General features: G+C 44.1%; 20 protein-coding genes and 1 pseudogene. 19 read left to right on the forward strand and 2 right to left on the reverse strand.

Annotated elements, in window-relative coordinates; all coding sequences use genetic code 11:
• Positions 1-51 precede the first annotated feature (51 nt).
• Entirely contained in the window at positions 52-3,225 is a 3,174-nt protein-coding gene (locus MKZ13_RS12695) for a bifunctional cytochrome P450/NADPH--P450 reductase (RefSeq protein ID WP_339184395.1), read from the forward strand.
• 199 nt (positions 3,226-3,424) lie between these two features.
• Here MKZ13_RS12695 and MKZ13_RS12700 read toward each other — a convergent pair whose 3' ends face one another.
• A complete protein-coding gene (locus tag MKZ13_RS12700) occupies positions 3,425-3,847 on the reverse strand; it encodes a hypothetical protein (protein WP_237175811.1) in 423 nt (140 codons plus the stop codon).
• A gap of 124 nt (positions 3,848-3,971) precedes the next feature.
• On the opposite strand from MKZ13_RS12700, the gene MKZ13_RS12705 reads away from it, so the two are divergent.
• Entirely contained in the window at positions 3,972-4,316 is a 345-nt protein-coding gene (locus tag MKZ13_RS12705; RefSeq protein WP_215075235.1) for a hypothetical protein, read from the forward strand.
• A 171-nt stretch (positions 4,317-4,487) separates the two neighbouring features.
• On the opposite strand, the gene MKZ13_RS12710 is transcribed toward MKZ13_RS12705, so the two are convergent.
• Entirely contained in the window at positions 4,488-5,777 is a 1,290-nt protein-coding gene (locus MKZ13_RS12710) for a Gfo/Idh/MocA family oxidoreductase (RefSeq protein WP_339184401.1), read from the reverse strand.
• Between the two features lie 127 nt (positions 5,778-5,904).
• Here MKZ13_RS12710 and MKZ13_RS12715 point away from each other — a divergent pair, with 127 nt between their 5' ends.
• The 17 genes and pseudogenes from MKZ13_RS12715 to MKZ13_RS12795 all read left to right on the forward strand — a co-directional run bounded on the left by MKZ13_RS12715 (position 5,905) and on the right by MKZ13_RS12795 (position 22,492).
• Positions 5,905-6,807, forward strand: coding sequence for an AraC family transcriptional regulator (locus MKZ13_RS12715; RefSeq protein WP_339184403.1), 903 nt, complete (start codon positions 5,905-5,907; stop codon positions 6,805-6,807).
• Positions 6,804-7,250, forward strand: coding sequence for a RidA family protein (locus MKZ13_RS12720; RefSeq protein WP_339184405.1), 447 nt, complete (start codon positions 6,804-6,806; stop codon positions 7,248-7,250). Before MKZ13_RS12715 ends, MKZ13_RS12720 begins: the two co-directional genes overlap by 4 nt.
• A gap of 8 nt (positions 7,251-7,258) precedes the next feature.
• Positions 7,259-7,849, forward strand: a complete 591-nt coding sequence (locus MKZ13_RS12725; RefSeq protein WP_339184407.1) for a GNAT family N-acetyltransferase — start codon at positions 7,259-7,261, stop codon at positions 7,847-7,849.
• Between the two features lie 13 nt (positions 7,850-7,862).
• Entirely contained in the window at positions 7,863-8,675 is an 813-nt protein-coding gene (locus MKZ13_RS12730) for an aminoglycoside phosphotransferase family protein (protein ID WP_339184409.1), read from the forward strand.
• Positions 8,676-8,955: 280 nt separating this feature from the next.
• Positions 8,956-11,178 (forward strand): class I SAM-dependent methyltransferase, encoded by a 2,223-nt coding sequence (locus MKZ13_RS12735; RefSeq protein WP_339184411.1) that lies wholly within the window; start codon positions 8,956-8,958, stop codon positions 11,176-11,178.
• Positions 11,175-11,753: a histidine phosphatase family protein gene (locus tag MKZ13_RS12740; protein ID WP_339184413.1), complete on the forward strand. Its 579-nt coding sequence runs from the start codon at positions 11,175-11,177 to the stop codon at positions 11,751-11,753. Before MKZ13_RS12735 ends, MKZ13_RS12740 begins: the two co-directional genes overlap by 4 nt.
• A gap of 61 nt (positions 11,754-11,814) precedes the next feature.
• Positions 11,815-12,477 carry a 3'-5' exonuclease gene (locus MKZ13_RS12745; protein WP_221824968.1) on the forward strand — a complete coding sequence of 221 codons (663 nt, stop codon included), beginning with the start codon at positions 11,815-11,817 and terminating at the stop codon, positions 12,475-12,477.
• 22 nt (positions 12,478-12,499) lie between these two features.
• A complete protein-coding gene (locus MKZ13_RS12750) occupies positions 12,500-12,874 on the forward strand; it encodes a hypothetical protein (protein ID WP_221824966.1) in 375 nt (124 codons plus the stop codon).
• Positions 12,875-13,050: 176 nt separating this feature from the next.
• Positions 13,051-14,049, forward strand: a complete 999-nt coding sequence (locus tag MKZ13_RS12755) for an ABC transporter substrate-binding protein (RefSeq protein ID WP_221824964.1) — start codon at positions 13,051-13,053, stop codon at positions 14,047-14,049.
• A gap of 288 nt (positions 14,050-14,337) precedes the next feature.
• A complete protein-coding gene (locus tag MKZ13_RS12760; protein WP_221824962.1) occupies positions 14,338-15,816 on the forward strand; it encodes an AraC family transcriptional regulator in 1,479 nt (492 codons plus the stop codon).
• A gap of 493 nt (positions 15,817-16,309) precedes the next feature.
• Positions 16,310-16,639, forward strand: a pseudogene (locus MKZ13_RS12765) (glyoxalase/bleomycin resistance/extradiol dioxygenase family protein); the annotation flags it as partial.
• A gap of 557 nt (positions 16,640-17,196) precedes the next feature.
• Positions 17,197-18,321: an arginine deiminase family protein gene (locus MKZ13_RS12770; RefSeq protein WP_221824958.1), complete on the forward strand. Its 1,125-nt coding sequence runs from the start codon at positions 17,197-17,199 to the stop codon at positions 18,319-18,321.
• A gap of 26 nt (positions 18,322-18,347) precedes the next feature.
• Positions 18,348-19,043 carry a response regulator transcription factor gene (locus tag MKZ13_RS12775; protein WP_221824957.1) on the forward strand — a complete coding sequence of 232 codons (696 nt, stop codon included), beginning with the start codon at positions 18,348-18,350 and terminating at the stop codon, positions 19,041-19,043.
• Positions 19,030-20,346 (forward strand): HAMP domain-containing sensor histidine kinase, encoded by a 1,317-nt coding sequence (locus MKZ13_RS12780; protein WP_221824954.1) that lies wholly within the window; start codon positions 19,030-19,032, stop codon positions 20,344-20,346. The genes MKZ13_RS12775 and MKZ13_RS12780 overlap by 14 nt, the downstream gene beginning before the upstream one ends.
• 10 nt (positions 20,347-20,356) lie before the next feature.
• Positions 20,357-20,536 (forward strand): YolD-like family protein, encoded by a 180-nt coding sequence (locus MKZ13_RS12785; RefSeq protein ID WP_221824952.1) that lies wholly within the window; start codon positions 20,357-20,359, stop codon positions 20,534-20,536.
• A 375-nt stretch (positions 20,537-20,911) separates the two neighbouring features.
• On the forward strand, positions 20,912-21,229 hold the full coding sequence (locus MKZ13_RS12790) for a hypothetical protein (RefSeq protein WP_221824950.1): 318 nt from the start codon (positions 20,912-20,914) through the stop codon (positions 21,227-21,229).
• A gap of 168 nt (positions 21,230-21,397) precedes the next feature.
• Positions 21,398-22,492 carry a fibronectin type III domain-containing protein gene (locus MKZ13_RS12795; protein ID WP_221824948.1) on the forward strand — a complete coding sequence of 365 codons (1,095 nt, stop codon included), beginning with the start codon at positions 21,398-21,400 and terminating at the stop codon, positions 22,490-22,492.
• The last annotated feature ends 198 nt before the right edge of the window (positions 22,493-22,690 follow it).

Raw genomic sequence — 22,690 nt, forward strand, 5'->3', positions numbered from 1 at the left:
CATAATTTTTTAGTTGTAGAACTCTTAACTTGGAAAGAAGGAGTGAGTGTCATGCCACCAATTTCAGTGCCTCAACCAAAAACATTTGGCCCATTGGGCAATTTGCCGCAATTGAATTTTGAAGAGCCGGTGCAGTCCTTGGTGAAACTTGCGGAAGAATATGGACCGATCTTTCGTATGGAGTACCCCGGGCGAAGTGAATTGTATATTTCAGGTCACGAACTGGTCGCCGAGGTAACAGATGAATCCAAATTCGACAAACGTGTGTGGGCCCCCCTTGCGAAGGTTCGTGCATTTGCAGGAGATGGACTATTTACGAGTTGGACCGATGAGCCGAATTGGAAAAAAGCCCATAACGTACTGCTGCCAAGTTTCAGTCAACGTGCCATGCAGGGATATCACAACAAAATGATTGATCTGGCTGTGCAGCTGGTTCAGAAATGGTCACGATTGAACCCGGATGAGACAGTTAACGTTCCGGATGATATGACACGTCTTACGCTCGACACGATTGGCCTGTGTGGGTTCAACTATCGGTTTAACAGCTTCTATCGGGAAGAACCACATCCATTCATTACGAGCATGGTTCGTGCGTTGGATGAATCCATGAGTTCATTGCAGCGACTACGTCTGCAAGACAAGCTAATGATCACCAAAAAGAAACAGTTTGAACAGGATATCCGTTCCATGTTCTCCTTGGTGGATCACATTATTGCCGAGCGCAAAGAGAAACCGCAGGAAGGGGCAGATGATCTGCTGTCCCACATGCTCAGCGGCAAGGACCCGGAGACAGGAGAAACACTGGATGATGAGAACATCCGTTATCAGATTATTACATTCCTGATTGCTGGACATGAGACCACAAGTGGGCTGTTATCCTTCGCCGTTTATTATCTGATGAAGAATCCGGATACGCTGGCTAAAGCCCAAGCTGAGGTGGATCAGATTCTGAAAGATCCGGTTCCCACGTACAACCAGGTTCGCAATCTGAAGTACGTTCGCATGGTTTTGAATGAAGCATTGCGGTTATGGCCAACGGCCCCGGCATTTTCTCTGTATGCAAAAGAGGACACGGTACTTGCGGGTCAATATCCTTTGCAAAAAGGAGACAGTGTCAGTGTACTTATTCCCAAGCTGCATCGTGACCGCGAAGCCTGGGGAGACGACGTAGAGGAATTCCGCCCGGAACGGTTCGAAGATCCGAGCAAAGTGCCGCATGATGCCTACAAACCTTTTGGTAATGGTCAACGGGCCTGTATTGGTCAGCAGTTTGCACTTCAGGAAGCAACGCTGGTACTGGGTATGGTGTTGAAGCATTTTGACTTCATAGATCATTCTGATTATCAGTTAAAGGTGAAAGAAACGCTGACACTCAAACCGGATAACTTCACAATTCGTGTACGTGCGCGTGGCGGGCAACCAGTCATGGCCGTTCCGGGTGTAGCGGTCGAAGAACCAAAGCCGGTTGCCAAAAGAACAGAGCCGGATGCAGCGAATGCCCACCACACACCGATGCTTGTTCTGTACGGTTCCAATCTGGGCACCGCTGAAGGCATTGCTCGTGAAATTGCGGATACTGCCAGATATCAGGGTTTCCGGAGTGAGGTCGCTGCGCTGGATGATCGTGTTGGCAAACTGCCAAAGGAGGGTGCCGTCATTATTGTCAGTGCATCCTATAACGGTCAGCCGCCAAGTAATGCCAAGATGTTTGTCGAGTGGATTGAACATGCGGATGCCAATGAATTCAAAGGGGTGCGTTTCGCCGTTCTTGGATGCGGTGACCACAACTGGGCCAGCACCTATCAGCGTATTCCGCGTTTAATTGATGAACAGTTATCTTCCAGAGGAGCAGAGCGGTTATCACCGCTGGGTGAGTCAGATGCCAGCGGTGATTTTGAGAAACAGGTGGGGGATTGGACGGAGCAATTATGGCCGGATCTCGCACGAACGATGGGACTGAAACTGAACACAAGCTCCAATAGCGAACGCAGTTCACTATCTGTACAGTTTGTCAGTGGGCTCGCCGTAACACCGCTTGCGGATACGTATGATGCACATGTAGCGGAAGTACTGGAGAACAGAGAGCTTCACGACGCAGGCAGTGAACGCAGTACACGTCACCTGGAGATCAAATTGCCTGAAGGCATAACCTACAAGGAAGGGGATCATCTGGGTATTCTGCCGCAGAATCCACCGGAGCTGGTGGAACGTGTATTGCGTCGTTATGGATTCACCGGAACGGAGCATCTCGTTCTGGATGCATCCGGTCGCAGTGCCGCGCATCTGCCGCTGCATCAACCGGTTAACCTGTATGATCTGCTCAGTCATAGCGTTGAGCTTCAGGAAGCGGCAACTCGTGCGCAACTGAGAGAAATGGCAGCATACACCGTATGTCCACCGCATAAGAAGGAGCTTGAAGCGCTGCTTGATGAATCTGTGTATATGGATGAAGTGCGGAACAAACGGATCTCCATGCTGGATTATCTGGTGAAATATGAGGCATGTGAACTGCCGTTTGAGCGTTTCCTTGAATTACTGCCTTCATTAAAAGCCAGATATTATTCGATCTCCAGTTCCCCGCGTGTTCAGCCCGATCAAGCGAGTATTACGGTCAGTGTTGTGCGTGCCCCGGCATGGAGTGGGCAGGGAGAATACAAAGGTATTGCGTCCAACTATCTGGCTAACCTGAAGTCGGGTGACGAGATTGTGATGTTCACGCGGACACCGGAATCCGGGTTCCAACTGCCGGAGGATGCACAGGTTCCCGTCATCATGGTAGGTCCGGGTACAGGTGTTGCTCCATTCCGAGGTTTCTTGCAAGCAAGGCATGTATTGAAGGAACAAGGTCAAGAGGTTGGCGAAGCCCATCTGTACTTTGGATGCCGGAATCCCGAACATGATTATCTGTACAAAAATGAACTGGAAGCAGCCCAGCAAGAAGGGCTTGTGAAACTTCATACGGCCTTCTCCCGTGTAGACGGGGAGGAGAAATGTTATGTACAGCATCTGATGAGAGACGATGCCCATCATCTGATTCCTTTGCTTGAAGAGGGTGCGCATCTGTACATCTGCGGTGATGGCAGCAAGATGGCACCTGATGTGGAAGCTACACTCCAGCAGGCATACGCTGATATTCATGGCAAGTCCGCGAAAGAAGCAGAAGACTGGCTTAATCAGCTCCAGCAGGAAGGTCGTTATGCCAAGGATGTGTGGACAGGCATCTGATGTAAACATGTGAAGGGTCAGCTTGATCCGTAACTGACTGAGCGGTGAGATACAGAAGCAGTTCTGTTCTCACCGCTTTTTGACATAAAATGATTCTTCAGCAGATGAGTGGTTGCATGGGGTATAATTATATATTGGAAGGGAGCACCCGTATGCAGACATTTGGGAACCTTTGTATGGCTTGCGAAAAGAATCAGCTTTACTTCCGCCTACAAGGTCGTTTCAGTTTTTTTCTTCCGACGGTTGGTCGATAGATCGACTCGACGCTGGAGAGAGGAAATAAAATACGGGAAGGAACTCTGCCTTTTCCCTGGAGTTCAAGATAATCCAGTCCCACGCCCACAAGTCTGATATTGTTAAATGCATTCCTGGAAGGGAAAGTCGTGCGGATTCCCACTCTGACGCCTCGCCGTGTTCGAGGAATATCGAATACCCGAATGGAATTCAGACTGAGTGGAATGAATAACTGCCGGTTTACTTTGATAAACTGCCTTGGATAGACACGACGAATACGTCCCGGTTCCAAGCCGGAGAGTGGAGTATTCAGTTCTGCAAGGTGCCCCTGGAGTTCTGCCAGACGCTGCTGAAGTGTTTTTCCAGTATGGAGATGCTGCCAGCTCATAAGTATTCCTCCGTTCGCCATTTGTACCTAGTATATGAAGGAACGGGGTAGGAAGGTGTACGTTTGATAGCCCATGTTCGTTACGGCTAACGGGGTTTCATTTTATAATAGAGGAGTGATTCACATGATCGTAGAGATGTATAAAGACCTCATTCAGGATGAGCGTGGCAATTATTATCTGGCAGTACAGATGGATGGTAATGAGCTTACGCTTGTTAATGCATTTGTTGAAGCGGCATTCACACCTGAACTGATCTACAATGAAGAGTTTCGTACCAAACATAAAGAGATGGAAGGCGGGTTTGTAGGCAAAATTGCGATGGACCTGCTCAGGCACGATGTGGTCATGGGGATGAAGCAAATCGACCGCAAGCTGTTGAACCTGTCGGATGTGGAACAGCAGTTCACGGTGAATTATATTGATACGATTGAATTTTATCGTCACCCGGCGTGGAACCGGAAGGTGTAAAAGGAAAGACATTTCCTCTGTAAACAGAGAGAAGGTTCTTCTCCAATCCAATTGGCCATGATCTTACTTATACCAGCAACAGAATATATTGAGATGTAAAAGCGCAAGTGCAGGGCAGTAAGCCTTCGCAACTTGCGCTTTTTGACGTATATGGTCAACGACCTAGGAGACTTAGAAACGAACCAGATTATTGACGTTGACAGGCAAGCCCGTGGCGATAGCGCGATTGGCCGCAATACCCGTCAGAATGGATCTGGCACCGTCCACGTGGTTAGCTGCACGATGGAACGGATCTTCTACAGGCTCTCCAAACAGATCGTTCAGCAGAACCGGGTCACCTCCGCCATGTCCACCTGCTTTCTCTTCCACTTCAACCTCATATGGCGCATCAAACATTGGAAGAACCCGTAACGTTTTACCGATCAAAGCACCTTCTTTACTTTTGTCACCCAATGAATTGACATAAGATTGCTCCACAATGTTCATTTCAATCCGGCCTTTGGTGCCATTAATGGCAATGCGGTAACCTTCCCATGGCTGGTAGGCAACGAGGGAGTAGGTCAGAATGGCTTTGTTCCGATACTTCACCAGAACACCCATCGTATCCTCAATGTTGATGCCATCCCCAAATACGCTTTGATCCCGCTGATAACCATCTTCTGATTCAGCATCCAGATACATGGACTTCATATGAGCATCCGAATCCAGATGAAGTGCAAAAGGATCTTCTTTTGCGATCGGATTGCCAGTTGCCCGATTGTAGAACTGCGTTACACCGCGTTCTTCTGCGTTTTCTCTGCCGTAATACATGAGATCACCAAATGCAAACACGGTGTCCGGCTGTGAGCCGATCCAGAAATTCACCAAGTCGAAGTGATGGGTAGATTTATGCACGAGCAGTCCGCCGCTATTACGCTTGTCCCGATGCCAACGGCGGAAATAGTCTGCCCCGTGGCGGGTATTCAGCAGCCATTCAAAGTGAACGGAAGTGACCTTCCCGATGGTATCATTCAGAATAAGTTCCCGAATCTTAGTATGGTGCGGTGCATAACGGTAGTTAAAGGTGACCCTTACATTCTGGCCAGTTCGCTTGACAGCATCCAGAATATCCTGACATTTCTCCTCATCGATCGTCATTGGTTTCTCGGTGACAACGTCACAACCCAGTTCCATCGCGCGAATGATGTACTTGTGATGGGTACGGTCAACGCTCGTTACGATGACATAGTCAGGCTTCTCGTTCTCAATCATCTGATCAAACTGATCTGCAGGATAAGTAGGTACCTCGGGATAATTGTACTTTTCCTTCAACAGTTGATTCGCGTAATTCATACGGACTTGATTTATATCACAAAAGCCGACAAGCTCGGAAGTATCCCTGTAATCCCGGGTTAAAGCACCATAAAAAAATTCGGCACGGCCGCCGGTTCCAACTAATACATAACGTTTCTTGTTACTCATGTCTATCGCCTCCTTGAATATAGCTCTAGACTATAACAAGGGAGTACTTCTTTCGCCGCATTTTATGCGTAACCGCTTTCAAATGCCGCATATTTTGCTATAATTTATGGAAAGGAGAGAGGGAGACATGACAGAACCTTTTCGTGCGGATTTTCATGATCCTACGGATTTGCTGCACATCGAATATGATCGTCGCATTGGATATTTCTCGATGACGGATGACCACCTGCATGATCATTATGAGTTGTATTATCTGTTGTCTGGTGAGCGTATTTATTTCATCAAGGACCGAACCTATCGGGTAAAGGCTGGTGACCTGGTGTTTGTTGACCGCAATACGGTTCACAAGACATTGGAGAGCGGCATGCCTGACCATGAGCGGATGGTGCTCTATTTGAAGCCTGAGCTTTTTGCAACCATGGCTATTTCCGCGGAGTTAGTTGAAGGCTTGAAGGAACCCTTTTGCTGGGAGATTCCTATTGTAAGGTTTCCATCTCAAGTCACTGAGGTTCTGGAACGGATGGTTAGCGAAATGGTGGATGAAATGCTTCGGCCTCAACCCGGAAGCAACCTGTTGCTCCGTCACCGGGCTATTGAATTGTTGTTGCATGCCTATCGTAATCAACACCTGGGCAGGTTAAGCTCCGATGATCGTGAGCCGGTTCTTCATCCCAAGACACAGGCAGTTGTACGTTACCTGAATGAGAACTATCAGAAACCACTGACATTACCGGAGGTGGCGGGCATGTTTCGCATTAGTCCGCATTATCTGAGTCGATTGTTCAAACAAACGACAGGATTTACCTTCAGTGATTATCTGAATCTGTTACGGGTGAAGGAAGCACAGCGTTTACTGCGAGAAAGTGAAGAATCCATTACAGACATCGCTTGGCTTGCGGGGTTCAGTAACTTCTCTCATTTTGGCAAGATGTTCAAACGTACCGTTCAGGTATCACCAAGAGTCTATAGGCAGGAATACAATGAATCGGGTTCCGTGAGGACCTTAAAAGAGGGAGAGAATGTACGATGATTGAAGCGAGATTAAATGAACTGGGGATTATTTTACCACAGGCCAGCGCCCCCGCAGCGAAATATGCCAATGCCGTTATTGTGAATGGAATCATGTATGTATCCGGGAAAGGGCCTGATACCTCCGAACGCGGTAAAGTTGGAGCAGACTTCACAACAGAACAGGGATATGAATTTGCCCGGAACGCTGGACTGGAGGTGCTTGCTGTCGTTCGAGACGTGCTGGGTTCACTGGATCGGGTGAAGAGAGTGGTTAAAGTGCAGGGATTTATCAATGCGTCCGCTTCGTATCAGGAGCATCATAAAGTGCTGAATGGATTCTCGGATCTGATGATGGAGGTATTTGGGGATCATGGGGTACACGCTCGTTCAGTATTCGGGGCAGTGTCCGTAAGGGATAATTTGCCGCTGATCATTGATTCCATATTTCAGGTAGAGGAGTAGGTATAACGATGACAGAATCGTCTTCATTTAATCCGATCATGTTAACGATACCCGAGAGCTTCCATACGGAACGCCTTACGATTCGAGCACCTAAGTGGGGGGACGGTGCGGCTGTTAATGAAGCGGTCCGTGAGAGTGCGGAGCAGCTGCGGTTGTGGTTACCTTTTGCCGAGAAAATCCCTTCATTGGAAGAGTCTGAAGTGACTGTTCGCAAAGCAAGACTGCAATATCTGGAACGTACCGACATGATGTTGCATTTACGTGACAGACACACGGATGATTTCGTAGGCAGCAGTGGGTTACATCGCATCGACTGGAATGCACGCTGTTTTGAGATCGGTTACTGGATTCGAACATCGCGAGCTGGTGAGGGTTTGATGACAGAAGCGGTGAAAGGGATAGAGAATTTTGCCATTACTCATCTGGAGGCGAACCGGCTGGAGATCCGCTGTGATGCCCGCAATGTGCGAAGTGCCAAAGTAGCCGAACGAGCGGGTTATACGCTGGAAGGTATACTGCGCAAGATGCGGCGTGACAGCACAGGTACGCTGGTTGATTGTATGGTTTTCTCCAAAGTCAGAGGCAGTGAGTTCGAGTAAAGGGAGGGTAGATATGGAGCGAATTGGTCAGGGAAGAACTGCGGAAATCTATGCCTATTCGAACGAGCACATTATGAAGTTATATCGAATGGATTTTCCTCACGAAGCGGTTCAAAATGAATTTAGAATAAGTGAGCTGGCATACAAAAAAGGACTACCCGTCCCGCAGGCAGTATCCTTGATAGAACATACTACGTCGCGTGCTGGCATTGTTTTTGAGCGAATCCAGGGGATTACCCTGTTATCACTTATCATTCAGCAACCGGAGTTCCTAGATCAGCTGGTGTTTAAAATGGCTGACTGCCATTACAGACTTCATTGTGAGCGAGATGATGAAGGGACACTCCCCTTACAGAAGCAGATTTTATCGGGAGCGATTCGCAATGTTCGATTATTGTCGGAGGACGATCAAGCGCGAGTCCTTTCTTACTTAACAACATTGCCTGATAGACAGCAGATCTGTCATGGCGATTTTCACCCTGATAATGTTATGCTCAGTGAGGCTGGCGATCAATACTGGGTCATTGATTGGATGACTGGAATGTCCGGTGATCCTGCGGGTGATGTGGCTCGAAGCTGGGTAATATTAATGAGTGCCACATTGCCGGAAGATACAGATCCTGCTATACGAATGGGGTTTGAAACGGCTCGTGAATCGCTGGTCAAATATTACATCCATCATTATATGCAACTTTCCGGGATTACACGTGTAGCAATAGAGTCCTGGATGCTGCCAGTTGCCGCCGCGCGTCTTGACGAGGATCTGCCTGCTCAAGAGGTGGAACAGCTGCTCAAGTTTGTTCAGGAACGAATTCGTCTGTTATAAAAGTTGAATTACATATTATTTACACTGACACTACGATGACAGAATAACCTTTCAATCGCTGTTATCCCCAGATTTTTTTGATTCCCTTTTCCGAAGGGGGAAATCCGGGGATAAAGGCGAAGCATATGCTTCCGAAGCAGCTTTCTTGCAGAAAGCTTTTAGCTTCGCTTTTTCAGGTTTTTTCTGACCTCTTCGTTATAGTGTTAATGATTAGTTCAATATCTATAGACGAATCTAATGATTTTATATATAAGGGTAGAGAAAGAGAGGGGACATATTCATGCTGCATTCATTAAAGGCCATACAATCATACAAGTCAGGAAACACGCCGGAAGCCCAGCCATTATGGCTGCAACTGCTGGCAGCAGCAGAGAAGCCCCATATTAACCTCGAACGCATTCATTCCATTGCCGAACTTGAGGGAACAAATCCGGTGCTGGACTACACAGAGCGTACACTTCACGTGCTGGAGGAGCTTCAGGTTTCTTTTTGGGTGCGAGAAATTATGGAGGACGTATTAATCTGGTCAGAGACGGCGAAGGCCGGATCATTGGAGCAGCGGCGGGTATGGCAAAAGCAGGGCGTTAACTTGTTTGTACATAATTTGGGGTCCGCTCAGTTATATGATCTATACGCAGAGGCAGACCACCTGGATAATGACATCGGTAAGAGCAGGGAGACGAGTTTAAATCAACTTGGATCTCCGGGCGATGCCTTAAGTAAAAATGCGGATATAAACGAGCATGATGCGCTGAATTCACACACACCAAGACATGAGGTTATTCGTACTCTAATTGCTACGCATGGACTTATTGGTCAATACATACGCGGCGAGATTCCATTTGCCGAGAATGCTTCGCTCCACGCCTTGATCGTCAAAGGATGGCTTACTACAGATGAGTTGCACACCATACTGATGGCACTAAATGAGTGCATTATCGCAGGAGTTGATCCAGCGTTATGGAATCAGGTTCAGGCTGAGGTACAGCGAATTGTAGGCTGGATTATCGCTGGACCGGATCATGAGGACTGGAACGTGAAGGAACGGTTATCCCGCTTAAGAAGTTCATCCATTCGGCAGGGAGAGGCTATGGATACGGCGTACGCCAAACTCCAAACCGAACTGGATGTAGAACAGGCGTTGGCTCCGCTGGCTCATCGTACTCTGTGGTATGTGGAGTCGGCCATGCAGGATTTTTCGTTGCAAGAGATGGTGAAAGTGTTCCTGTTGACGCTTCGCAGCGATAGCATGCATCCCGCATGCATGGAGAGTCGATCTGAAATCGTTCGCCATATCAGCTTCGAACCATTGATGAATACGATGTATTACGATTACAAAGGCGTCAAGAAGCTCAATATTTACAAGAAACGAATGATTGAGAAATATTTGGAACTGTATGCATGGGAACAGATTACGGCTGGAGAGCAGATCGTCTATCCCCATCTGACCCATCGCATTGAACGTCATGAGGATCTGCCAGATACACTGTTTGTGACCTTTGAATTTTCTCCAGCGGCGGAGAAGCTGATTGCATTCTGTATTGAAGCAGAAAAGTCACCGTTATACGAGAAGGCTGTACTGCTGTTATTTGACCTGTTCGGATTGCGCCGGGATGCCTATGACCGCTTCCACAACGAAGAAACGTATTTGTCCGATATGAACAGCTCCGGTGATTATAAAAAAGTACTGCTCGACTATATCGTTGGTAAACGGGTACTGGATATCGGTCCAGGTGGAGGAATTCTGCTGGATCTGATTGAGCAGGAAAAACCGGAAGTGGAGCCGATTGGTATCGATATCTCAGCCAATGTCATTGAAGCGCTGGAGCGCAAAAAACAGCGTGAGGGACATCGCTGGCAAGTGATGAAGGGCGATGCCCTGCAACTGGAGCAATATGTGCAGCCGGGCACAGTGGATACGGTTATTTTTTCATCCATTCTGCATGAATTATATTCATATATTGAACTGGACGGTCGAAGATTTAATTCCGATACGGTTGTAGCAGCGCTGAGAAGTTCATTCCGTGTGCTGTCACCTGGAGGAAGAATTCTGATTCGGGATGGGATCATGAGTGAACCGGAGGCACAGAAGCGCCGGATTCGTTTCCTGGAAGCGGATGGGATGCGCTGGCTAGAGCGGTATGCAGAGGATTTTCAGGGACGTGCAATTCAATATGAGCGGATCTCAGACAATGAGGTCGTATTGCCGATCAACGATGCGATGGAATTTCTCTATACCTATACGTGGGGTGAAGAGGCATACGTGCATGAGATTCAGGAACAGTTCGGTATATTCACGCCGACAGCCTATGAGAACTGTATTCGAGAAGCGCTGGGTGAACAAGCCGAAATTATTACTCTCCGACATTTCCTTCAAGAGGGGTACACGGAAGCACTTGGAGAACGAATGATCTTCATGGAGGAAAATGGTGAGCCTGCGCCTTTGCCAGACAGTACCTGCCTAATTGTAATTGAGAAGAAAAAAGGGTTGGCGAATGGATGATGAGAGAGGCCAGGACGTTTTTGTATTTTGTCAGACATGCGGAGTCTCGATATGTTGAAGGACAGGAACACGAGCGTGGACTGACAGAGCAAGGTTATCAAGATGCGGGAACGGTTGCCAGTCTGCTCCATGGGGAGCAGATTCAACTGTTCTATTCTAGCCCTTACAGGCGAGCGGTAGATACGATTCAGATTCTGGCAGATTGGTCAGATGGAATTGTGGTGACAGAGGAAGATTTGCGTGAACGCCAGTTGTCGAGTTCAGATGTGAAGCATGATAATTTTCGTGAAGCCAAGCAGCGGTTGTACCGTAATCCTACGTATGCGTATCCAGGTGGGGAGTCTGGTGAACAGGCTCGCTCAAGGGCAGTAGCGGTGATCGAGAAAATTTTGGATACACATGTGGGTCACAAGGTAGTCATTGGAACCCATGGAGATGTCATGACGCTTATTTTACAACATTATGATTCTTCCTACGGGTATGATTTCTGGGAGAAGACTACGATGCCGGATATCTATAAGTTGCAGTTTGATGGAACGCGCAAGTTGGTCCAGGTCACCCGATTGTGGGAGTGACAGAGTTATATATGAGGAATGCATTAGCCAGAATGATAGTGGGGAGGAGTGACTTGGACGGATGAAAATTACGCTGTTGCCTGATACATACTTTATTGAAAATCTAATCGTATCTTCATTACAGGATAGAATGTACTGCATATTTGATCTCGAAGGGACGGGCATTAATCCCGTGGTGGAGAGTGTGACTCAATTTGGTGGGATGCACTACCAAAGAGGTCAACGGTGTAACACAACATTTTCTTCACTTGCACGTGCAAACAAACCTATACCAGAAGCTGTGGCAAAATTAACAGGCATTTCGAATGAGGATATGATAGAGGCTCCATCGTTCGTAGAAACATTTCAGGAATTTCTGAAATTTATTGGGGATAATGTGCTTGTAACACAAGCAGGATATGAGTATGACCTACCCATCTTGAAGCGGCATTGTGATGAGTATGGGCTTCCGATGTTGACTAACCCGGTACTCGATACAAAAGCGATGTTCACCTACATTCATCCTGAGATTAATGAGGTCGTCTCTACGGATTTTTTGATTCGGTATTACGATCTGAATACGGATGGAATACACAGGCACAATGCTTTGGCAGATTGTGGTGTGATTGCTCGTATCTTTGAAAGTATCCTTAGCGAATACGAGGAACTTCAATTGGATCATTTTACAGCTGATTCTAATCGAATGATGAAGCGGTTTGTTATACCTGAGATGTATCTGACATGATGATGAACTGGAGGGGAGATCAATGAGCAAAGCAGACGTGGAGAAGCTACTGGGGGATCTTAACGAGGGGCGGATTCTGACCCAGCAGACATTCGAAGGATTGGATGTGGAAATTTACCTGGATAAAAGGGATGCCTCTGCATTTGCTGACGAGTGGATGCAAGCTTTTGAACGATGGGCTCAAGATACCGCGGTGGCTGAAGAAGAGGTGCTTCGCGCATGCAGGGAACAGGCGTTCAAACAGACCTTGGCTCTCACCGGCGAACCTGAGTTAGCGGGGTATGTAAGTGATGATATGGGTTTAATTGGTGCTGCATTGTTACAGAGTACGGCGAACGATTCCTTTGTGGAGAAGCTGTTGGAAAGTTATCGTCAAGGCAGGTTGCCCCTGCGATAAGCGGGGGAGGACCACAGGGTTGTTTCGTTTGTATAAAAAAACAGCATCAAATGTACATTGTGGGTCGACTGAGGCATAAGGTACAATTCACCTAAGCAATCGATGAGAATGATAATCATTATATGTGAAATATTCTCACGGTTACATCAACAGATCACATAGGGGTGAAGGGTAACATGGTAGGTTTAGTTAAAGGTTTCAAAGGGTGGATGATTACATTACTGCTCATGGGTCTGGTTATTTCAGGATGTAGTACAAATACCGCTACGGATGCGGAACAGACTCCTGCAACTGAAAGTGCAGCCTCTGGAGAAAATACTACTGAAACCGAAACAGAGCCTACTACACGGGTTGTACAGGATGAATTTGGAGATGTGACAATTCCGGTTCAGCCACAGCGGATTGCTGGAATATATGTGGAAGATTATCTGAAGGCGCTCGATATTAACCCTGTAGTGCAGTGGTATAATCCGATGTGGGGTGTACAGGATTATTTAGGACTGGATGTTCCTCAATTTGATACCACAGGGAGCATTGAAGCTTTGTTGGAATATGATCCGGATCTCATCATTGTAGATGGTGGGGTAGATATGGAGAAATATGAGATGTACTCCAAGGTGGCACCGACGTATCGTCTGCCTGAGAGCGTACTGCAGGATTCGAACCAAATTTTGAAAACCATTGCCGATGTTGTAGGTAAACCGGACAAGGGTGAAGAAGTTGCTGCGGCATTTGAGGCTAAGATTGCAGATGCTAAGGCGAAGCTGCAGGAAGCGGTTGGAGACGAGACGGTCGCAGTTGTCCGGCTGAATGTTAACGATGACACACTGGCTTTGTTCGGTGTGAAGAATCGATTTACCGGATTTATTTATTCCGAGCTTGGTCTAACACCTCATCCTCTGGTTAGCAAGATGGAAGAATACCAGGAAATTCTGTCTGAGGAGGCCGTGCCGCAACTTGATGCAGATCATCTTATTGTTTTCCCTTCCAATGGTGAATGGTCTTCTCCTGAGAACAAGGAAGCCTTGAAGGTACTTGACAGCAAATTGTGGAAATCTCTTCCGGCCGTTAAGAACAATCAGGTATATATAATGGAAAGATCACATTGGCAATCAGGTGCGATTACAGCGAATTCCATGAAAATTGATGATCTCTTGGAAAAAATGACTCCATAAGTATAATCTCATAAAGAAAGTTCTTCAGCCAGGGTTGAAGAGCTTTCTTTTTTCGTATACACTATTTTAAATGATAATAATTCTCAGTTAAGGACGATGAACATGTGCCACACCATAATACAACTTATCCCCAAGCCCTGGCTATGCTCACTTCAGCATATGGAATACGTAGATCACCATAAGTCTCATATTGATAAACGTTTGTTATACAGAATGTCGTCTTCACACGCCATATTTGTTGTAACGTCTGGGAAGGGGTCAATAGTTTGCTCAGATCGGGAATCTCATTTGGAAAAAGGAATGATTATGTTTGTTCCGGCTGGAACATCCGTTAAAATAGAAGGTTCGCCTTGGACAGAAAGTGAATTGCAGTATTATAAGCTTGATCTGATGGTGGGTGAGTTAAGCGAAGAGACTTCGAACGCTTTGTCTAGAAGAAACACGGAGGAGCGGCAGGAACTTTCACAAAGTCCAGTTTCTCCAACATTATTACCTCTTATGCAACTCAGTTACATCCCGTGGAGTACCTGTCTGGAAGCCTTGGAACAAATACTGCGTCAACAGGTCACTGGCGATTGGCTGGATCAATGGGAGGTACAGCTTCGTTTCCAGGAGTGGTTCCGTGCCTTGCTTCGCCAGAGTGCCCCCGAAACAGAAGTACCCGATGACCGTGCCCGTCTTCAAAGTTCAATTCGTTATATTGGCGACCACTATGATCAGACGATAACTGTGGATGAGCTCGCAGCAGATATTGGTCTAACAAGAGCCAGCTACACTCGGCAATTCAAAAAAATTACGGGTAAGCTCCCGCTTGAATATGTAAATGCGGTTCGGCTGGAGCGCTCGAAGCAACTATTGCAGCTCACGGATGATCGCATCCATGAAATTGCACAGAATGTGGGATTTAGCAGCGAGTATTATTTTGGTCGTCGGTTCAAGCAATATGCTGGTATTTCACCTGGGTTATACCGCCGTCATCACCGTCAAGAGGTTCGTGTCTTTGCTCCGTATCTGGAGGACTTTGTGTTGGCTCTTGGCGTAAAACCTGTACTGCAATGCTCCCATCATTCTTGGGGGAGACAGCAATATTTGGGGTTGGATGATGTACCCGAATTTGATGTAAGCCAGCAGGATGCTCAATTTAATGTGGGCAACATACCTGACTTTATCATGCTGGACAAGGGATTTGATCGATGGAATCTGGACCGCTTTGAGCAGGTAGCACCTACATTTTACGTAGAACATCTGGGAGAAGATTGGCGCTCCATTCTGAGATCGACAGCTGATGTGTTGGGGAAGGTGAATCGGGTTCAAGATGTAATTGGTGCGTATGAGGACAAGGCAATGGAAGGTAAGAGTCGGTTATCACGTTATATGCGTGGCCAGACTGTAGCTTTTTTACGCATATCCGCTTCGGATATTACTCTCTATGGGGATCAGCAGGGCTACGTCGGACCTGTAATTTATCAGGATCTTGGACTGACTCCACACTCCCGTGTGCAGCAATGGACAAGACACGAGCGGAGGATTTTCATTGGATTGGATCAGTTAAGTCAGCTTCATGCGGATCACTTGTTGATTACATTTGACACTGGAAACTCGGCCAAACCTGGAGATGAGCGCGAACTGCTCGAAAGGGATGAATGGAAATGTCTGCCTGCGGTGAAGAGTGGCAATGTGTATGAGGTGGATTTTATGAGCTGGATGAACTACGGTGTGATCTCTCATGGGAAGAAAATCGACGATATACTGCGGTATATGGGTTAAATGATGCAATATCTGAGAGATGTGTTAATTTGTAGTAGCGATGGCTGTCATTAGCGTTCCGTCAGTATGTTCACTGAAACCACCAGTTCCTATAAGCATAACTTCCTGTATTTCCTCATTGGAGTTTAATACATCAACCATACTTAAGTCATCATTGAAAGTATATTGGAAAGTTCTTATATCGCTCTCTTGTGACTTAGTTAAATCTAGTCTGGTTATACCTAAACCATTTAACCGCTCTTATCCGTAGGGCTCATAGTTAAATTCTTGATCCAGAAGAGAAGGAAGCAATCGATATTCGGTTTATTAAAGGGTATACCCGAAAGGAAACCATTCTCTTTATGAGAAGGGTGTGGCAGCCAGTACCGTGGAGGCTGCAATAGCGGCATATGACTGGTGTGTTCCTCATCTCGTCTTTTCCAATTCTCAGCAAAAGCAAAACAGCTGATGGGCCAACCGGGAGGCAGTCGAGCAAAGGGGAACTCCTGATAGAGTTTCTGGCTATGCTCCTTATCCTGACTATCCGCTTCCTGAAGAAGCCAAAAATTTAGTTATGCTCTTAAGACTTAATATTGATGGAAGCAATGTAATGTTCTCTGATGTTTATCAAGGTTCGCCATTTATTGCTGGAAATAATATAAGCCTTTCCTTAGTTAATGCTGACATGGATGGAATTAAAGCTGCATTCGATAAACTTAAAGTAGGCTGCACTGTAGTCATGGAGCTTCAAGAAACCTTTTGGTCCAAATTATACGGTGGCTTAACAGATAAATTCGGGATTACTTGGCAGTTTAGTTACGATGATGGTTCCACGAACATGTAATTTTAAATATACACGGAACAAATATTAAAGGATATAGAACTTTTCTTAGTTAAGAAAAGAGTCTATATCCTTTTTGATTGTTGAAACAGACATATATATTTAAGCTTCAACTTAGCTCAATTGAAATTAATTCATACAGAGCGTTCACATTACATCCAATTGTGTCGGCGATAGATATTGCGATTTTAAGAGGCATGATTCGCTTCTTATCTATAAATTATGTAATGCGCTCGGGCTTATAAAATAAGAGCTGTGCAAGTTCATCTATGTTCATGCCACGACTGAAGAAGATTGAAGGAGAGGGATAATTGTGGCACTAAAGATGCACTAAAGATTAGAATCCGAAAGCATCGGTAAAAGAGGACGCTATTGGCATAACACCCACAGTATCTTTTTTGTTTGTTAATATTAGTAAGAAAGTTATAAGTTCCATTAGAAACAATATATCCGAATCTCATCTGCTTAAATTAAAATAGTATGCCTTCATAAACTGTTAAGAATTGCTCTCTATAATTCAAACTGTAAGCATTAAAACAAATTATTAGGAGGGCATTAATATGAAAAAAAAGAGATTGAAGTGGGTTGGATCAACAGCATTATCACTTGTACTGGTAACTAGCATATTACCAGTGGCAGGGGCGACTGGTGTGTCTAAAGTTAATAGAGTTACGGAAGTGAATGGAACTGTGACTACAAAAAGTGAGAAAAACAATGTATATGTAGAGAGTGAATTCGCTACGCTAAAAAGAGTTGTATTGACACAATCTGAAGCTTTTATGCACTTCAATTTTGATGATTTTCCAGAAGGAGACATGCCTATGCCTGAAGGAGGCATGTCTATAATGAATACGGATCCGGCAGAGGCACAGAAAAAGTGGGAGAAAGAGCGTGAAGACCTTAAAAAGGTTCTTGAAAAATACGGTGTTGAGGTTCAACGTCCACGCCTTTTAAATGAAAAAGAAAAACAACTAGGGGCTGTGAAAGATGGCATTACAGGTGGAGAAGGAGTAACTAATTTCTTTGTGAGAGATCCATTCTTCACAATCGGAAATCATCTAATTGAAGGTTCATTTAAATCGGCTTACCGGAGACTTGAGGTTTTACCTGTTAGAAGTATTCTGGATAAGGAAGCAGCCCAAAATAACGTTCCGCATGTAGCTGTCCCACAACCAGACGTTTCTAAAGGAATCAACTCTGCTGCCGGTCCTTACCTTGAAGGTGGAGATATCCTCGTGTATGGAAAGACTGTATTCGTCGGTAATTCTGGTCTAGCTTCAAACAAAGCCGGTATTGATTGGCTCAGAAACTATTTGACACCATCAGGGTATAAGGTGGTTGAGGTGAAGCTAGAGCCTGGCACATTGCACCTGGATTGTGCTATCAGTTTTGTAAGAGATGGATTAATGATTGTTAGCATGGATTCGTTAGCCAATGGGCTCCCAGAAGAACTTAAAAATTGGGACAAAATCGAAGTGAGTTACAAGGATGCTCAAGATTTGGCGGTAAATGGATTGCCAATCAGTAGCAAAGTATATGTTACGGACATTGCATTCAAAAATACAATTGGAAAAGAGCTAGAGAAAAGAGGAATCAAAGTAGAATATGTTGATTACGAAATTTCTCGTTCTTTCGGCGGAGCTTTCCGTTGCAGTACACAGCCATTGCTTCGCACGGATAGTTAAAAGTTAAATCAAGTATGAGGTGAACTATGACAAGCCGGATTTTAGTAGTTGAAGATGATCAGGAGATTCGTGATCTATTACGTATGTCTCTTGTCCGTGAAGGTTATGAAGTAACAACGGCTAAAGATGGAGAACAGGGAATTGAATTAGTAAATGAGTCATTGGATTTGGTGATTCTGGATATTATGATGCCTGGAATAAACGGACTGGAGGCTTGTATACGAATCAGAGAACGATACAATGTTCCTATTCTTTTTCTAACTGCTAAATCCGGAACTTTGGACAAAACGGAAGGTTTGCTTGCTGGTGGAGATGATTACTTAACTAAACCTTTTTCTGAACAGGAGCTTCTGGCAAGAGTTATTGCTTTGTTGCGTAGGTATACGATTTATCAAGATAAAAAGGATTATGGCGAAACATTTCTTATCGGAGGACGTTTAAAAGTAAGTGAACAATTTAACGATGTATGGAAAGGCAGTCAGAAGATTGAGCTTTCCGATCTGGAGTACGGTCTACTAAAACTGTTGATGACCAGAAGAAATAAAATTTTCTCTGCCCAAAATATTTATGAGAGTATTTGGAAGGAACCTTATTTCTACAGTTCAAATAATACGGTAGTAGTACACATCCGAAAATTACGATTGAAAATCGAAGAAGATCCAGCAAAACCAGCGTATATCTTAACAGAATGGGGAAGAGGTTACCGTTTTGGCCACTCATAAACTTACTATATCTAAAAAGTTGACAATTTTAATAATTATTGCTCTCACCATAAGTGTTCTTTGTTTTTTACTTTTGCAGTCCATAAGCAATCGGGTTATGGATCATTATTTTACTTCTGATGAGCGTTTAAAGTCCGAATCTCAAGTTTACGTCCAAAAATTTTCAGAATATGTTTCAGCAAACGATCTGTCAACGACAGATCGTATTGCGTTTTCAGACTGGATTAAAAGTCAGAAGAGTAATTTATTTTTATACGTATTTCAGAACCAGGTGCTTCAATATGATTCCTTGTACCATGCTGATGACGAAGGAGCATATGGAAGTCAGCCTGAAACTGATTATGATCGACGGAACTCTTACACAGTACAATTTAAGGATGGGACAGGTAACGTTTCAATCTATGGATTTTATTTTTCCCACTACTATAATATGGCCTACATGCTTGAAATATTGCTGTCCGCAATGTTATTTATAACCATTGTTTTATTTGGAATACGTAGAGGAATCAAATATTTACGCACAATTAATAATGAAATTCATATCCTTGAAGGCGGCTCATTAGACTATTCTATAACGGTACGAGGGTATGATGAATTGGCGATGATTGCGGAAAGTATAGAGGAACTACGTAAAGCATTTTTAGGCAGGTTAGAAAGGATAGACAATTTGCAAAATGAGAGTAGAAATCTTGCAACCGAAATGTCTCATGATATGCGTACGCCACTGACATCTCTCATCATGTATTTAGAGTTTGCCCGTAATACACCAGAAGATTTATGTGTAGAAACAAGGTATCAAATCGAGAGTGCGTATCAAAAGGCTCTCCAACTTAAGAATCGTACAGACGATTTGTTTTCATATTTTTTATTAGATAAAGAGAGGGAGGCAGATTTAGTAACCCTTTCCGTTCGGGAATCAATTCATGATGTATTGTCAGATATTACAACTGTACTCAGAGCGGAAGGATTTCAGGTGCTTGTAAATGGTTCCCCTACGGATGTCATGATTACTGTAGATATGGAAAATATTGGACGTGTATTTGATAATTTTCTGTCAAACATACTGAAATATGCAGATCGAGAGCAGGATATTAATTTATTTACTTATATAGAAGATAATCATTTTGTGATTTGTGTAGAAAACAAATTAAAAATAAATAATGAATCTGTAGAAAGTTATAAATTGGGTGAAAAAATCATAGAAAAAGTTATGCATCGGATGCTAGGACAATTCTCTTCATCTGAAGATCAAGAGAATTACAAAATTATCTTGAAATTTAAAATAAGTCGAGCTTTTAAATAGCTGACTAAAATTGCATGTAACGTGTTTTCGTAGATCTATCACGTTGACTGTATTCAATTCGTTCGACGATGAAGAGATAAAGGGAGTCATCACATCAATTGACAAACCAAGCAAGAGAGTCAAAATTGAACGCGGCGAAGAAGATTACAGTTGGATTAAATTAGAGGAAATTATTACAGCCGGGAACTAAAAAAGTACTCTAGCCTTTAAGGCTAGAGTAACACAACTACAAAAATTACGAAAAAATAACAATCTCTGCGAATGCTGGTGAATTCATACGACTTTAAAGTATGATGAACCCGCTAAATAACAGTGAAAATCAGCCTAAACGATTCAAGGAAAATGCATGAGAATATAGATAGAACATGTCGTGGATGAACCATGATGTGATTTCTTATGGGAAGAAGATTGAGGATGTACTGAGATTTATGGCGTGTGGGGTGGGAGTTAAAACTACAAACTAGCTGGTTTCAATATTAAATTAAACTCGAAGAAATTAAAAAATATTCTACTAATCTGATTTACTGTATAATATAGGAAAAATGAACTGGAGAATAGACATCCTATGAAGAAAAAAATCTGGGCCTCACTTATAGTAGTAGCTGTTATTGGAATGGCCCCTGTTACAGCAATATCAACGACTGCGGTCGCCGAATCGCATGAAATTTTGGGTGAAGATCTTCCTGAAAGCTTACGATATGATTCTAACCATCCAGATATAATTTATGTGAAGGATTGTGGGGTCTTCGAGAAAGTTGATTCGAGTTTAGTAGATTACGGCGAAGAAGAAGTTGTGTTCGATGATTTACAAAAGGTAACAGATAAAACGAATGTAATTGTTGCTTATGATGCAACTTACGTTAAAAAAGGCGAATGGGAATAGGAAATTCATAAATTTATAATTTAGGAGCGCTAGGAAGATTTATATCCAATAATAAAATAAAATTTCGAGAATTTAGCTGAATTTTATAGATGAGCAAGTTTATGTTTAGACACATGAACCTATGTACACTAAAGTGAGTTTGTACATAAACACTTTAGGAGGATTCATGTGAAAACAACATTGTTTAAGAAAGTCGGATTATTGATTGGAGCATTAATTTTTGCTATCAGTTTCGCACCTAATTCAGGGGTACATGCTGCGGTAGATTATAGCGGAGGGCTCATGGATAAGATGTTAATGACACTCAGCGATACTGAAAGCAAGGGAAGTAAATCTACATATGCATTAACAGATAATAATGAAGCTACAAGCGCGATTATAGAAAAATGGAACACTCCATCTACAGCGGTTGATCATGCAGTTGGAATCTTTAATGGAACAGTTACAGCGAATGCTATCCGTGTAAAAGCAGATTTTGATGTTTCAATTGGATTATTCGATTCCACTGGAAAGGCAATTTTACCGACGTATTGGTACACAGTAAAAGCAAATCAGGCTGATGGAAGATTAATTTATCTTCCTACAACGTACAAAGGAATAGCAAAAGTTAACTTGTTTAATTATTCCAATACACGGACAGTCAGTGTATCCGAGTTTCAGCTGTATAATATGACACCTCCAGCTAATCCATTAGATCTCGCAGCATCTGCAGATGAATCATCCATTGGATTGACCTGGAATGAAGTAACGACAGCAACCAGTTACACGATTAAAAGATCCACTACGGCAAATGGGCCATATACAACATTGGCAACTGGAGTAACTAAGGCCAATTATACAGATTTAGATGTAACTCCAGGTACCACCTATTATTACGTAGTGACGGGTGTTAATCCTGTTGGAGAAAGTATTGACTCAAATGAAGCCTCGGCAATTATTGAGAGCAACGGTCAGGTTGATCCTGAACCAGAGCAACCAACCACACCAGAACCAGAAGAACCTGCAACTCCGGAACAACCAGAGGAACCATCCACTAACCGTGCCATTTTTGTCGTTACCATGACAACGGGCTTGGAGAAGGAATTCGACCTAAGCATGAAAGAAGTAAATGATTTCATCAACTGGTATGAAGCCAAGCAAGCTGGAAGTGGCAAGGCATCGTATGCGATAGATAAACACGACAACAACAAAGGGCCTTTTAAGAGTCGGAAGGATTATATCCTGTTTGATCGGGTGCTCACGTTTGAGGTAAGTGAATACTAAAAATGTGAAGTTCCTCCAGCTTAGCTGAAGGGGCTTCTTTGTTGTTTATTTTGATAAATGAGCCAATACAATTACCAAAAAGGCTAGTTTGATCTTATTTTAGTGTAGCGTTTACAAAAAAACTGGATAACGAGCACAAAATGCAAAAGCGAATGTCCTTGACTGAACGATTGCGACATACCATTAGAATGAAGGCTG

It is taken from the genome of Paenibacillus sp. FSL R5-0701, assembly GCF_037973995.1.
In the GTDB taxonomy this organism is placed as follows: Bacteria; Bacillota; Bacilli; order Paenibacillales; family Paenibacillaceae; genus Paenibacillus.